Annotated in this window: 12 protein-coding genes and 1 tRNA gene; 7 read left to right on the top strand and 6 right to left on the bottom strand. The window is 46.5% G+C overall.

Annotated elements, in window-relative coordinates:
- The first annotated feature begins 246 nt into the window (after positions 1 to 246).
- On the top strand, positions 247 to 432 hold the full coding sequence (locus QUA90_RS10770) for a hypothetical protein (protein WP_333445402.1): 186 nt from the start codon (positions 247 to 249) through the stop codon (positions 430 to 432).
- Between the two features lie 181 nt (positions 433 to 613).
- Here QUA90_RS10770 and QUA90_RS10775 read toward each other — a convergent pair.
- Positions 614 to 687 (bottom strand) — tRNA-Arg (locus tag QUA90_RS10775).
- Between the two features lie 940 nt (positions 688 to 1627).
- Between QUA90_RS10775 and QUA90_RS10780 the strand changes: the two genes are divergently transcribed.
- The 3 genes from QUA90_RS10780 to QUA90_RS10790 all read left to right on the top strand — a co-directional run bounded on the left by QUA90_RS10780 (position 1628) and on the right by QUA90_RS10790 (position 5078).
- Positions 1628 to 2302: an Npun_F0813 family protein gene (locus QUA90_RS10780; protein WP_333322795.1), complete on the top strand. Its 675-nt coding sequence runs from the start codon at positions 1628 to 1630 to the stop codon at positions 2300 to 2302.
- A gap of 558 nt (positions 2303 to 2860) precedes the next feature.
- Positions 2861 to 3916 (top strand): hypothetical protein, encoded by a 1056-nt coding sequence (locus QUA90_RS10785; protein WP_333322793.1) that lies wholly within the window; start codon positions 2861 to 2863, stop codon positions 3914 to 3916.
- Positions 3917 to 4070: 154 nt separating this feature from the next.
- The gene (locus QUA90_RS10790) at positions 4071 to 5078 is read left to right on the top strand and encodes a hypothetical protein (RefSeq protein WP_333445404.1); all 1008 of its coding nucleotides are present in this window, start codon (positions 4071 to 4073) and stop codon (positions 5076 to 5078) included.
- A gap of 14 nt (positions 5079 to 5092) precedes the next feature.
- Here QUA90_RS10790 and QUA90_RS10795 read toward each other — a convergent pair whose 3' ends face one another.
- Both QUA90_RS10795 and QUA90_RS10800 read right to left on the bottom strand, forming a co-directional pair.
- On the bottom strand, positions 5093 to 5368 hold the full coding sequence (locus tag QUA90_RS10795) for a LapA family protein (RefSeq protein WP_333322789.1): 276 nt from the start codon (positions 5366 to 5368) through the stop codon (positions 5093 to 5095).
- Between the two features lie 332 nt (positions 5369 to 5700).
- Entirely contained in the window at positions 5701 to 7134 is a 1434-nt protein-coding gene (locus tag QUA90_RS10800; protein ID WP_333389094.1) for a phosphoglucomutase/phosphomannomutase family protein, read from the bottom strand.
- Positions 7135 to 8392: 1258 nt separating this feature from the next.
- Here QUA90_RS10800 and QUA90_RS10805 point away from each other — a divergent pair.
- Positions 8393 to 9487 carry a hypothetical protein gene (locus QUA90_RS10805; RefSeq protein WP_333445406.1) on the top strand — a complete coding sequence of 365 codons (1095 nt, stop codon included), beginning with the start codon at positions 8393 to 8395 and terminating at the stop codon, positions 9485 to 9487.
- A gap of 88 nt (positions 9488 to 9575) precedes the next feature.
- On the opposite strand, the gene QUA90_RS10810 is transcribed toward QUA90_RS10805, so the two are convergent.
- On the bottom strand, positions 9576 to 9968 hold the full coding sequence (locus QUA90_RS10810) for a DUF423 domain-containing protein (protein WP_333445408.1): 393 nt from the start codon (positions 9966 to 9968) through the stop codon (positions 9576 to 9578).
- An 8-nt stretch (positions 9969 to 9976) separates the two neighbouring features.
- On the opposite strand from QUA90_RS10810, the gene QUA90_RS10815 reads away from it, so the two are divergent.
- Complete coding sequence (locus QUA90_RS10815; protein WP_333389095.1) at positions 9977 to 10237, top strand: hypothetical protein; 261 nt, start codon at positions 9977 to 9979, stop codon at positions 10235 to 10237.
- A 33-nt stretch (positions 10238 to 10270) separates the two neighbouring features.
- Here QUA90_RS10815 and bchM read toward each other — a convergent pair whose 3' ends face one another.
- Both bchM and nagA read right to left on the bottom strand, forming a co-directional pair.
- Positions 10271 to 10957, bottom strand: coding sequence for a magnesium protoporphyrin IX methyltransferase (bchM, locus tag QUA90_RS10820; RefSeq protein WP_333322779.1), 687 nt, complete (start codon positions 10955 to 10957; stop codon positions 10271 to 10273).
- Between the two features lie 208 nt (positions 10958 to 11165).
- Positions 11166 to 12395 (bottom strand): N-acetylglucosamine-6-phosphate deacetylase, encoded by a 1230-nt coding sequence (gene nagA / locus QUA90_RS10825; RefSeq protein WP_333445410.1) that lies wholly within the window; start codon positions 12393 to 12395, stop codon positions 11166 to 11168.
- A 227-nt stretch (positions 12396 to 12622) separates the two neighbouring features.
- Here nagA and purE point away from each other — a divergent pair, with 227 nt between their 5' ends.
- Positions 12623 to 13144, top strand: coding sequence for a 5-(carboxyamino)imidazole ribonucleotide mutase (purE, locus tag QUA90_RS10830; protein ID WP_333445412.1), 522 nt, complete (start codon positions 12623 to 12625; stop codon positions 13142 to 13144).
- Positions 13145 to 13204 lie beyond the last annotated feature (60 nt).

A 13204-nucleotide genomic window follows, 5' to 3' on the forward strand; every position in this document is an offset into this window, starting at 1 on the left:
CCCAGTTTGGCAGGTGGGGCTTTTGCTTCGGATTTGTTTTGGATGCCCGAAATCCAAAACAAATCCGAAGCAAATAATATCTCAGCCTCTCTTTTCTTGGCAGGAGAAAACTGCTGAAACCCTAGCGATGGCAACGATGAATCGCTCAGGTAGGAATAGAAAGCGGCCAACAAGCAACTTGCAGAATGGGACAAGGAACTGAATCAGTTACACGAGCGCAACGGCGATTTGGGACTGAAGGTTCAGATGCTGGAGCAAGAACTCAAGGAAGTGCAGCGCGAGCGGGAGGAAAATAAAAACTCCGGTCCGACCGTCGCAGTTTTTCCAGAAGCGGCCGACTTGCTCAACCAGTTAAAAGCGCGACGCAAAAAATCCAGAGCGGACTTGGCAGAGGTGGATACGTTCTTGGAAATATTGGGTTCGGAGAGTTAACCCGTGTCTACCGACAGGATGCCGGGATACCACCTGACCCAGATAAGCGGTGTTTCGCATTTGTTGTGCGAAACAAAAGCACAACAAAAGCACAACAAAAGCACAACAAATAAGGTTTGAGCCACTCTCTCCTTTTCGGTAAAGAACGGCTCAAAGCATTGATGGTATTAGGTTTTATTAACGGGTACGGCAGGACTTGAACCTGCGGCTCGCTGCTTAGAAGGCAGCTACTCTATCCAACTGAGTTACGCACCCAACTCAAAAATCGCTAACAACATTATTGTATAGGTGCAGTGTGCGATCGAGCAAGTAAATTATGTGATGACTTACGCAGAAACCGCTTTGAGGTGCAAAAATATGGCGTGCAGTGCGATGGTTCGGGAAAAAAACCAAGATGATGAGAGTGCCTTTGCCTTCAAGACTGTATCTGACAAAAGCTGGAGGAACTCACCTGCAAACAGCACAATTGTAAATTTACAATCAAAACTAGGTAGGACGTGAACTCGCGTAAAGTATTTAGGGGTCGAGTTGAAACCCAACTATTTGGTCGATCGGATATCTCTCCCAATTAAGACGGAACTCAGACAGCAAAAGAGTCACAGGTGCTTTTTCCCAGATGTCTATTGGTTATGTTAACCTCCCCTAGTGGCAAAGCCTAAAACGCTGACCCCATTAGCGAAAAACCAGAGCTCGTCTCCTGATTTGAGGTATGAGTTGAGCCAGAATGACTAATTTGCTGATCTTGAGTTATGTTGGCTAACATTATGCTCGACTTGATATTTGATAAAAATGTGGTAGAACTAGGATTGAAAGACTCAGGTGAAAATCCCTGATGGTACGGAGCCTCTATATAAGCTTCCTCTACGGCATCAAAGCAAAACAGTCAATCGCCTGCTCGGCACGAGCGAGAAAATCAAGCGTTGCCAGTACAGCAGTCGTAAATTGTGCGCGGGGGATTTTCCTTCGTGCATTGATTTATACGCCAAGGCTGAGAGACAATTTCAGCTTAGATATTTGTTAGCATTTGTTAGCAAAAAAGTATCGGAACGCTTGAGAAGAGAACCATCTCTGGGTGATCGGGAGCAATCCTGCTAATTTAAGTGGACTCGCTGAATCAAGAATCCCCTCGCCTTTAGGCATCGGGAGTGTCAAAAGCACAGCACCTCGGCCATGACAGGAGTCAAATCGCAGTGTCATGTTTATTCTGAAACGGCAGGATGTTGAAATAACCAATTTTCAACACCCAAAACGGGATCAACAAATTCCCATTCTCAATTATCAGGGGCAGACTTTTCGCCTGATCAGCGCCTTCAACGGCAAGCAAGCAGAAGACGCCAGAGCCTTGTGGCGGGACTTAACCGACAACCGAGGCAAAGCCTGTGTTCTGCTAGAAGAGCCGGATCGATATAGCGTCTGGGGAAAAGTCCGTTTAGATCAGCTTGCCGGTGAAGAACCGGCAGGGAATGAAGCAGCCAAAGCACCACTGTTCGCGCAGGCTTGTCTGCTGCTACTCCAAGCTGTTTACTTCGATGTAGAAGACCTTTTAGGCGCAAGGCAAGCCACATCGTTTCAGAAAGATATCGCCAAGGTATTTCAGCAGGGAAACTTCCCCCAGGCAGACTCCCCTGATGCGATAAAAAACTGGCTAACCGTTAGTCCCTTGCAATCTCACAAGGTGCCTCCTTGGCAAGAGCAGCATCTCAAAACCTTATTGCAAGAACTCCACCGCTTGGGCAAATCATATTTTGGCAATACGGACTTCGCGGAGGGAGTGAGCGATGTGCTGCAAGATATGCCAGCACCGGATCGGACTCAGTTTCTAGATTGGCTGAAACAATCAGCCCTCAACAAGTTGTGGATCGCAGGATAGAAAATCTGTGACAATTTCTCAGACAATTGGGTCCAGATAATTCAGCTTAGATAATTGCACTGTAGGGGGTACGCGATATACAAGTTGGATTGCCAACTTGTATTGACAACCAAATTGTTGATTCGGTTTGGATGCCACCTATGGTCTGGCAATTTAACTCAGTTTCGATCGCACTCCCCAGTCACAATCATTGATACGAGTGGGGAAGAGTGAAAGCAAAAAAACAGCTCCCTCAACCTTTGAGGGTATAATTTCAGAGATAGATTTGGTACTGTAAAAACCTTAATGGTGGAGACATCTACCGTATATCTATCATTATATTTCCGGGTACAAGATCGACTAACGACTAATTTATTGAATTAGTAAATAGAGATTATTCTTGCTTAGTCTTTCTATAGTGTACGAGGGCAAAAGTCCCGACGACACACTGAGGACGCCAGTTATTCCGGAAGCGTCAGATCTAGGTTTTTTAAGTTTTTTTGGCGAAAGAATCCTCATCTACAATCAAAGATTGAGATGGGGTGCGTTCAACCGCTAGTTAGGTCTCGTGGAATCCCTATGAGTAGCACTTCAGAAAAGTCATCTACATCTTCATCTTTACTGTCAGCTCAGACCCTAGTGATTGCAGGCATTGTCTGGGCTGTCATGGCGCTGCTGTTTTTTTTGCTGTTCAGCGTCCCCCTCTCAGCAGAAGAGGGTTTACCTCTGTGGTACTCGATCGGCACTTATATTTTTGAATGCGGAGCATACTTGGGAGCGGCTTTAGTCTGTTTTAGAAACTGGCAAAGCCCCCACATGGTCAGCGGGCGCAACGTCTGGCTGGGCATAGGTCTGGGGATGCTGTTCTATTTCATAGCCGGCGTGCTGTTCGGGATTTGGGAACTCTATTTCGGGTTAGACCCGGACGTGTCTCCAGCAGATGCGTTTTATCTGGCCAGCTATGTGGTACTGATCGGGGGCATGGTTGTAGCTGTGACTTCCAAGCGGCTGAATCTAGAAATTTGGCAGTGGGCTTTGTTAGCGGGAATTGCAGCCTTCGGGATAGCTGTAGCTATTTGGGTTGCTGCACCTGACTCTTGGAGGGCCCAGCTAGGAATGGCTCCGGCAGCCACTCAAGAAGAAGTAGTGACATCTGCACCAGCAACCGCTGCCACAGGAAGAGCGCCTGCTTTGGAAAATTCGTCTAAGTTACAGGCAAAAGCAGCCGCGACCGATGCTGCATCAGCACCCGAAGAAGAAGAAGCAGAAATCAAAGCTCCCGCATGGGTGATGGCACTTGACAAGCAACTGGCGCCTCACAAAAACGCAATCAATTTGTTTTACATCGTTGGGGATGTTTTTCTCCTGATTATTGCTACTGCATTGCTGCTGGCGTTTTGGGGAGGACGTTTTTCCCAATCTTGGAGAATGATTGCGGCTGCAACTTTTTCGCTTTACATCGCAGATATGTACTTTAAATGGCGCGATACTCAGGCTGAGGGTAGTTATCAAAGCGGCAGTTTGCTGGAAGTCTTTTTTGTTTTCAGCGCCATCCTGTTTGGGATTGGAGCTATCTTGGAACATGACATCTCAACCCGCTCTCGTCAGAGCAGGCGCAGTCGTCGCGCAGCGTAGCGATTGGAGATTGGGGTTGCTTTGGCAAGCGATGGGGACGCGAAAGCTTCTTTGCCCTTGTCGGCATCTCTGAGCTTGAAATCGAAGATGAAAAATCACAGTTCGCTGACTGCTAGCCTGCGTCTTTTCAAGTCTTTTTGCTGGGAAACTTGGCATGACGCCTACAAAACTCTCCGATTCAGACAAACGCGAACTCATCAGGCTGTACCGACAGTCAAACGAGAATACTATCACTCTGGCAAAGCGCTACGGAGTGAGCAGTTCTACTGTGAGGCGCATCATTCAGGGGGCTTTGTCGGAGCCGGAATACGAATTTCTAGTGCAGCAAAAACAAAAGCGTTTGTCCGATCGCAGCAGTGTTTCTGAACCGACAGAGGCGACTACTGAGTCGTTGGCAGATGATGGCGAAACCGATCCTGTAGCTGTCCCCCTGTCGGAGTCAGTCCCTGTCCTGCCGTCAGCCTCAAATTCGAGACCGACAATCCGAAAGCGTTCTAACTCAGTCCCTGAACCAGTTGCAGAACCAGAAATTCGAGGCAATGTAGAGTCTGATTTAGATGTTTCTGATGTGCCAGATGCCCCAGCAGCCAATCTTGCCGATCGAAGCCACCGCGCTGTTGTGACTGGTGAACTAAAGGCAATGCTGCCAGCAGAAGGGCTGCTGGCAGGTGAAGACTTTAGGGATTTCGAGGACGACGACGAGGATGAGGAGGATGAAGACGATTTAGATGACGACTTCGACGAAGATGTAGAGGATGAAGACTCTCTGTTTGAAGGCAGTCTCCTGGGTTCACTATCGTCGGGCGAGTCGATCCTCTTCGAGGGCTTCGCTAACGAGCTTCGGGGTACAGGACTGATTCAAGTTTTGCCTTTAAGCGAAGCATCTCTGCCCAAAATTTGTTATTTGGTGGTCGATCGGGCGGCAGAGTTAATCACTAGACCTCTAAAAGCTTTTGGCGAACTCGGTCAAATTCCGGCGGCGGAAATTCGCGAGAAAACCCTGGCAGTGTTTGACAATCACCGAGTGGCCCGCCGATTTGCTACTCGCAATCAAAGAGTTTTCAAGATTCCTGACAGCAGTATGCTGCAAAAAGCAGCACCTTATTTGCGAGCTAAGGGAATTACTCGATTGCTGATTGACGGTCAGGTATATTCCCTCTAAGGGATAAAATCTATTTAATATTGTACGGTGTCGGATTCTTCTGGATTTGCCTGAAATTTAGGACGCGAGTTTTGGGAATCTGAAAGGTTCCACAGCGGTTGCAGTAGCGCACCTCCGATAAGTCCTGCACTCAGGCTCATTGCCAATACTACTCCTACGGGCATTTGTATCGATTGAAAAAAGATAAAGTTTAAGGATACGGGGGCAGCGTTCTGCACTGAAACAATGCCGATCGCGCTTACTAAAATTGCTACTAAAAAACTAATGGCGAGCAGAGGAATTGTTTTCATAAACCGGTTGACAGGCTAATAATTTAAATTGTATAGTTGTTTTATAATTTAAATACGTGTAAAATTTTTATTTTGGCAAACATCCCATTATATAATACTCTACAATACAATTAGGGGAAAAGTCAAGTAGATGCGGAAAAAGAGAGGATTTTTTAAATTAATTAAAAATTTAACAAACATAAACAAATTGACACTTCCCAAACTTAAACAAATCCAAGTGTATTGCAAATATATAACTGACCCAGCAGTTATCAAAAATACGTAAGGTGCGCCAAGCGCACCTCACAATCCCAAACGCTAGGGAAAAAACCCCCGTTGGAATAGGTAGAAAATTAAACAGGTTCTAACTGGGAAATTACCTTTTCCATGTGTTGGGCAACTTGGCTTTCTTTTTCCACAGAATTGGTTTCCATGTAAACGCGCATCAAGGGTTCGGTTCCCGAAGGCCGCAGCAGTACCCAGCCACCGTCTTCAAGATAAAGTTTAATTCCGTCTTTGCGGCCGATTTCCTTAACGCCGATACCTGCTACTTCTTTGGGGGGATTCTTGGTAAAAGATTCCAAAACGGCTGCTTTGTGGGCTTCTTCTAGGTGCAAGTCCAAGCGTTTGTTGTACAGAGGGCCGTCGGCTTCTTTAATGGCTTCTTCGACTAGCTGAGACAGCGGTTTGCCTTCATAGGCGATCGCCTCAGCAACTAGCATATCAGCCAAAATCCCGTCTTTTTCGGGAATGTGACCCAAAACGCTCAAACCGCCAGATTCTTCGCCACCGATGAGCACCGCAGTTTCCCGCATTTTTTCGCCGATGTATTTAAAGCCGACTGCGGTTTCGTAGATTGTTAAACCGTACTTGGCGGCCAAATTGTCCAGCAAGTGGGTAGTTGCGACTGTACGGACGATCGCCCCAGTCAATCCTTTATTCTTAACCAAGTGACGGGCCAGCAGCAACAGTACAGTATTTGGAGTCAAGACATTTCCCAACTCGTCAACAATACCAAAGCGATCGCTGTCGCCATCGGTAGCTAAACCCAAATCCGCCGCATCCTTCTTAACAGCTTCCACTAACTCAACCAACTGTTCGCCCTTGGGTTCGGGCATTCCGCCGCCAAACAGCACGTCGCGGTAGGTGTGAAAACTTTCGACCTCGCAGCCGCAGTGTTCCAAAACGCCGTCGAGATAGCCGCGAGAAGTCGAGTAGAGAGCGTCGTACTTCACCTTCAACTTAGCAGAGCGAATCCGCTCCACATCGATCAAAGTATAAAGAAACTTCAGATATTCGGGTTTCGGGTCAAAAGTGGAGATTTTATCGTTGTGGCTGCCTTTGGCTGGGGCATCAGAAGCACCAGCAATATTTGCCACAATTGTATCAGTAATTTCCGGGGTAGCCGGGCCGGCGTAGTCCGGGATGTATTTGATGCCGCAGTAAGGTGCGGGATTGTGCGAAGCCGTGAACATCAGGGCCCCTGCGGAGTTGAGATGCTTGGCGCTGTAGGCGATGACTGGTGTGGGGCAATCTCGATCGACCACTTTCACTGTCCATCCCAAATCTGCCAATACTTCCGCCGAGGTGCGGGCGAACTCGTCTGCCAGAAAGCGGGTATCGTAGGAGACTAGAACTGGGCGGTCTTTGGTGTAAGCGGTTTCTAGGTAACTGGCGATCGCCCGGGTGACTTTTCGCACGTTGGCAAAAGTAAAGTCATGGGCAATCAGTCCTCGCCACCCATCGGTTCCGAACTTAATTTCAGTTGAATTGCTGCTAGCGCTCATAAAAAAACTCGGTAAGTGGGAAACTCAGCGGCTTTAGCCCTGAGAGGAAAACGGCGCGGCGATTTCAATCGCCTTGAATCCCCTTTCGGGGTTGGAGAGGGAATTTAATCAACCTCTCCAGTGAGGTATGGTTGCCTCAATCTCCCTTTCGGGGTAAAGTTCGCTTCGCCAATGTTATGAAGGCTTGTCACGCTTACAGCACTGTCTCAGTGACTTTAAGACTGTTTAACTGTAAACAACAGAGCGGAAAACTAGCGACGTATTCTCCGGTGTTATGACCTAAATAACGTAGTCAGTGAAGACTTAGGCTGGTCAGTACAGCTTGCGAGAGCTCTCTCTTACAAGCTCAGTGGCTTTAGCCCTGAGTTACTGACTTTATCCACTTCCTCTCGTCCTACTAATCCTACCCGAAGCCATAGCCTTAAAGACGTACTGGCCGTGCTGTTTGTGAGGATTGATCGCCGGTGGGGGCCGCATCAACCTAATCCTCTCGTTGTCGGGACAGGCTTCCGCCTCCGACAGAGGACTCGAACCCGCCGGATTTGGCAAAATGTGCCCGCTACCGGGGGAGTCACTCGCTAATTCCGGTTTTGAAGGGTAGGTGGTTGATCGAATGGACGACGATCAATTGCGGGCGATTCCCTACGGGATAGCTTCGCTTCACGGGGAAGCTAAACAACTGATCACAAAAAACTGCCCTGGCAATGGCATTAACTAAATGCACATAAATCTGATTCTCATCTCAAATTTAATTTTTTATTTAGAAAAACCGAGCGTTAAATTTATTGGGGTTTCATAACAATCGTCAGGCTCAAAATACATTTCTAATTGACCTATAGAAATAAATTAACCAAAGTCATCGCTAGATCGTGCTGTAGCCTAGCTTCATTAAGAAATTAGGGCGATCAACCAAAGCGCTCCACAACAAAGATAAAGTATTTCAAGCAGCAGTTTTTTTGAGGCAGACTTGACTTTAGTTATTAGATTTTAAGACAAATTAAATTTATTTCCAGTCCTCTTTATAGGTCAAAAAAATAAATTAGGATCGCGATCACAGAATGATGGTGATCGATCGCACAATAAATAACGTTATTAACGTGCAACTTATAAAAGATGCAGGCAGTCGAGCGAAATGGCTTATAGCTTTAAGCGTAATGGCTGATGACTGTCAACGTACAAATGCAGAAAATTGTAGTTAACAACGTTAAAAATTAGGGGAATCGATCGGGTGCGACTTAATAAAAAAACGAGGTTTATCATGACGGGTATTTCACAAATATCTTCAAAATCTTTACCAGCAGCCGACCAACTTCAACAGGGCGCAAGTCAGGCGCCCCAAGGTATTACCGGACTGGACACTGACAAACTCCCAAAAGCTAAAGGTGTCAGCGTTTCTTCCTTCGCAGTTAGCTGGGCAAAAAAATATTACAGTACAGTTGCGGCACGAGAGAACCAAGGGCCACGCCAAATTCTCCCAAGCCTCGATTTAATTAATTTTGAGGGAAATAGAGCCCCAATAGTTGACAAATTGACAGATACCCTGAAATTAGCCAGCGAGATAGCTTGGAGTAGAGTAGAAGCTCTTTTAGGGAAACAAATACAGCGGCACGCGATCGATCCAAGTTTAATTAATTCTTTAGAAATGGCCGCCGATTCTCGCACCTTATATAAGAAAGCAATAGACGCTTATGCAGATAGAGAACCTGTTTTCCGCTTGTCAGTCCTAGTGGGAAAAGATATTATCAAAGTGAGGCGAAAATATTCAAAGACTGATCCGTTAGTGCTGGGATTTGTGACAATGGAGTTTCAATACACTAGCAAAATCTTGTTAGGATGTCTTTCGGAGTCAGAGAGAGCCGAATTTGCGCCCTACTTAAAAGTTGTAGACGACTACCTGCACATTCCCTACGGAGAGATTAACGAGGCTGCGGCGAATCAGCCCCCGAATTCAAGAGCTCTATTAGCCGTTCAGCATTTGTTGCAGCACACGACTCAGATTGCTATTGCAGTGTACGATCGAGCTAGTGCTCAGCATCAAGGATACCGCAGCAGCAGCGGGTATTTGAGCGATCGCGAGGTAAAAATTTCTGGTATCCGGGATGTCGAGATTTTTCAAAGCTATTTGTGCTGGTGCGTTTTGGAAGGTAGCATTCACCCGGTACAGCAAGAATTGTTTCCAATTTGCGTGATGTTGTATCCGAAACTTCATGTAAGTTGGGAGTTAGTGCAGGATATGCTGCTGATTTTATTTTGGGAAATATGCGATCGGCTTCCTGCTGAAGATTTAACGGTATTTGTACCTTACTTGCGTACTTTGACAGAGATGTTTTCCAGGGATGTGTTTGATAATTAGGGTATTGGGCATAGGGCATAGGGCATAAGGCATGGGGTCAAAAAGCGGAACTCTCGCGGAGGGATTTGGCATTGGGAATTGCCCATCTCTATTTAAAACTCCAAGCTGCGACTGCCAAACATCCCCAACCAACAATAAAAGCAACTCCCCCCAGTGGCGTAATTGCACCCAGCCATTTGATGTCGCTCAAACTTAGGGCGTACAAACTGCCTGAAAATATGATAGTGCCGGCAATAAAAGCCCATCCAGCGACTGCAAAAAAGGTTTGAGACTCTTGGGCGCGGCTCAAGAGTAAAGCGACGAGTAATAGAGCCAGGGCATGGTACATTTGATATCGGGTGCCGGTATCAAAAATTGTTAAAGCTTGATCGCTCAATTGATTTTTCAAAGCGTGGGAGGCGAAAGCACCGCCTGCAACGGATAAACCTCCGAATACCGCTGCGACTGCTATAAAAATACGAATTAAAATTAGCGTTGACATAATATTTATTGAATTGGGAAGAAGGAAGTTCGGCAACGAGCAATGTACGGGATGTAACGGATGTAACGGATGTCAGTCCGATGGAAGAAGGAAGAAGGAAGAAGGAAGAAGGAAGAAGGAAGAGGAAAAAACATCTAATTGTTGATATCGAAGGTGCGCGCTGCGTGCCGTCTTTGTCATTGCCAGCGGGAGCGAAGCAATCGCAGAGTATGGAAATTCACTTGCCTAACTTTGGTAAGGGAAGGTGCGCTAGGCGCACCCTAGGCTGATGAGAAATTAGCTTTCTTGTAGATATTTTTAACCTATTTCCGCACAGCTTCCAACAAGCGAGAATAGTAAAAGCTAGTGCTAGTCATCGCTGTTCTGTTAATAACAAAACCATTGTTTTCTAGGATTTTGATAATATCAGCTTCGCGGTGCTGGTAAGCCCGGGTAGTTTTGCTCGGGCCGGGGAAAAGTTCACCAATTTTTTTGAGGGCGGTGAGTGCTAAGGTTTTGGGTGCAAAACTAAGAATTAGTCGAGATTCGGCGATCGAACTTAGGTGAGCGATCATTTCTGCAGCCTTATTTTGAGGATAGTGGATTAGCACATCCAAACAAATCACTGTGTGGAATTTGCCGGTTAAAGCTTCCAAATCTTGGGCGGCGAAGGAGATGTTGTAGAGCTTGCCGGGAACTGCTGTCGATCGATCATAAGCTTCTGCTACCATCTTTTCAGAGATATCGCTAGCGCAAACAATTGCCCCAGCGTCAGCCAGAGGAATGCTCAGAGAGCCTACACCGCAGCCAGCATCGCAGACACAAAGCCCAGGCAAATTGCCGTCAGCTTGCAGCCATTTGATGACTGTATCCACCGTTTGCTGATGCCCGGTGCGGATGTCTAGCTGAACTTTATTGACTTTGCCCTCGCCGTAAATTCGCTGCCAGCGATCGAATCCCGTCGAGTTAAAATACTGTCTAACTATAGTCTTGTCGTCTACCAAATTCATCGATCTGCCTGCTGCTGATTTATTGCCAACGGTTAGATATTATATAGCAATCCGGTTCGGAAAATGTGCAACTTGCAACAACCGATTTTAGATTGGCGATTTGAGATTTTAGATTAAAACGGCACATCTAAAATCTCAAATCGATCGGGTAATACCAGTTCGCACATTCCCACTTCTGAAATTCTTTAATTTAAAATGGTATAACAGGTTAAAATAACCGATGCCAAGTCAATTGCTTTGTCGCAGCATTTAAATTCCAGCGCAACAATTGACTTGCCGATTTGCCAATAATTCCCGAAATTCCGATCGCCCTTCTCGGAGATTCAGTTGCCAAGGCGATCGCACTTTCGGCATCGCAAATTCCCCACTCCACCAAATTCTGCACTCCCGCCAACAGCGGCAGAGTAGTACCTGCCAAAGTAGCACATTCCAGGGCCGAGTGATAATCTAATCTTACCCAAGCTGTACCTTTTCTGACTTCAATTTGTCGGGAATCCCAAGGATAAACACCGTCAGGCAAGCCCAGGGGAGCCAAAGCATCGCTCACTAAAAAAACGCCTTTTTGATACCTACCAGCGCGTAGCAAAAAATCAATCATTGTCGGAGAAACGTGCTTCCCGTCAGCAATTAAACCGCATTTTACGCCCGGATAAACAATCGCCGCTCCCAACAAACCCGGTTCTCGGTGGTGCAAACTCGGCATCGCATTAAAAGCGTGAGTTACCATTGAAGCTCCCCGCTCAAATGCTTGTTGAGCTTGCTCTGCCGTCGCTTGGGAGTGTCCAAGACTGACGGAAATTCCCAAACTTTGCAAATAGGAAATGACTTCACCAGTGCTGTCTAACTCCGGCGCTAAAGTAATTATTTTGACAATATCGGCACAATCTCCTAAAACTTGCTTGACATTTTCTATAGTTAGCGGTAGCAAAAACTCAACTGGGTGAGCGCCTCGCTTCTGGGGGTTGAGAAAAGGGCCTTCGAGATGAACGCCGAGAATTTCCGCTGTCTTGGGTTTAATTGTTGCGCCATCGGCGGTTTGTACAGTGCGGATATAATCAGCTATAGTCGAGAGCGATCGCCTAAACTTATCCACGGAAGTTGTCACCAAAGTCGGCAAAAAAGCATCCACTCCCTGATTCCACAAAAATTGACAAATTTTCGGCAAAATTTCAATATGCTTGCTTTCTAAATCGGGAAAAGCAAAACCGAGAGCGCCGTTAATCTGCAAGTCAACACCGCCCAGAGAAAGCCAATCGCCTGCTACATCAAGCACGTGCAAATGGGGAGGACAAATCCGTTTAAATACGGCGTCCATCGGCAAAACTTCTTGAATGATTCCCGTTTCGTCAACAGCAAGCATCTGCAAATCCTTGCAACCTGGGAGGCGAACATTGAGAATATCTGTGGGGGTGGCAGTTGGGGTTGTGGCTTCAGTCATCCGATTTTAGATTTTAGATTTTAGATTTAATATTCGCTACGGATAAATCCGGTGGCTGGCGATGAGGAGGGGGATCTTTTTGCTTTTTGCTGGCTCTAGGGCTGCTCAGACGGGGGCTTGTGGCAAAATTGCTTTTAAGGGTCAGTTTTGGTACAAAATATTTAAATTTGAGTTAACGCAATCATTTAAAATTAGCATTTATCTGAAATCTCAAATCTGAAAATTTTATGAATCAAGCGACAGTTGGAATTATCATGGGTAGCGATTCGGATTTGCCAACCATGAAAGATGCGATCGCAGTTTGCGAAGAATTCAGTGTTGCTTGCACTGTGGCGATCGTCTCAGCGCACCGTACCCCCGATCGCATGGTGGAATACGCCCAAACCGCTCACCAGCGAGGCTTGAAAGTCATTATCGCAGGTGCCGGGGGAGCGGCGCACCTCCCAGGTATGGTAGCATCTTTAACGCCCTTGCCCGTAATTGGCGTGCCGGTACCGAGTCGCCACCTGCAAGGGGTTGATTCGCTGTACTCGATCGTGCAAATGCCAGCCGGCATACCCGTAGCAACAGTGGGGATCGGCAACGCTAAGAATGCTGGCTTGCTGGCAGTTCAGATACTGGCAGCTCATCAGCCAGAATTACTAGAGCGAGTTTTGCATTACCGCAAAACTTTGTCCGAATCTGTACTGAAAAAACAAAATCTTCTAGAAGAGCTAGGCTATCATAACTATCTCAACCTCAACAAATAATCCATAAACTTTTGTAGTAAGATTGGAAAGTTTTCCGAATATTGCTGAGCTTACTAGCCG

This window comes from Microcoleus sp. D3_18_C4 (assembly GCF_036702355.1).
Lineage (GTDB): Bacteria > Cyanobacteriota > Cyanobacteriia > Cyanobacteriales > Microcoleaceae > Microcoleus.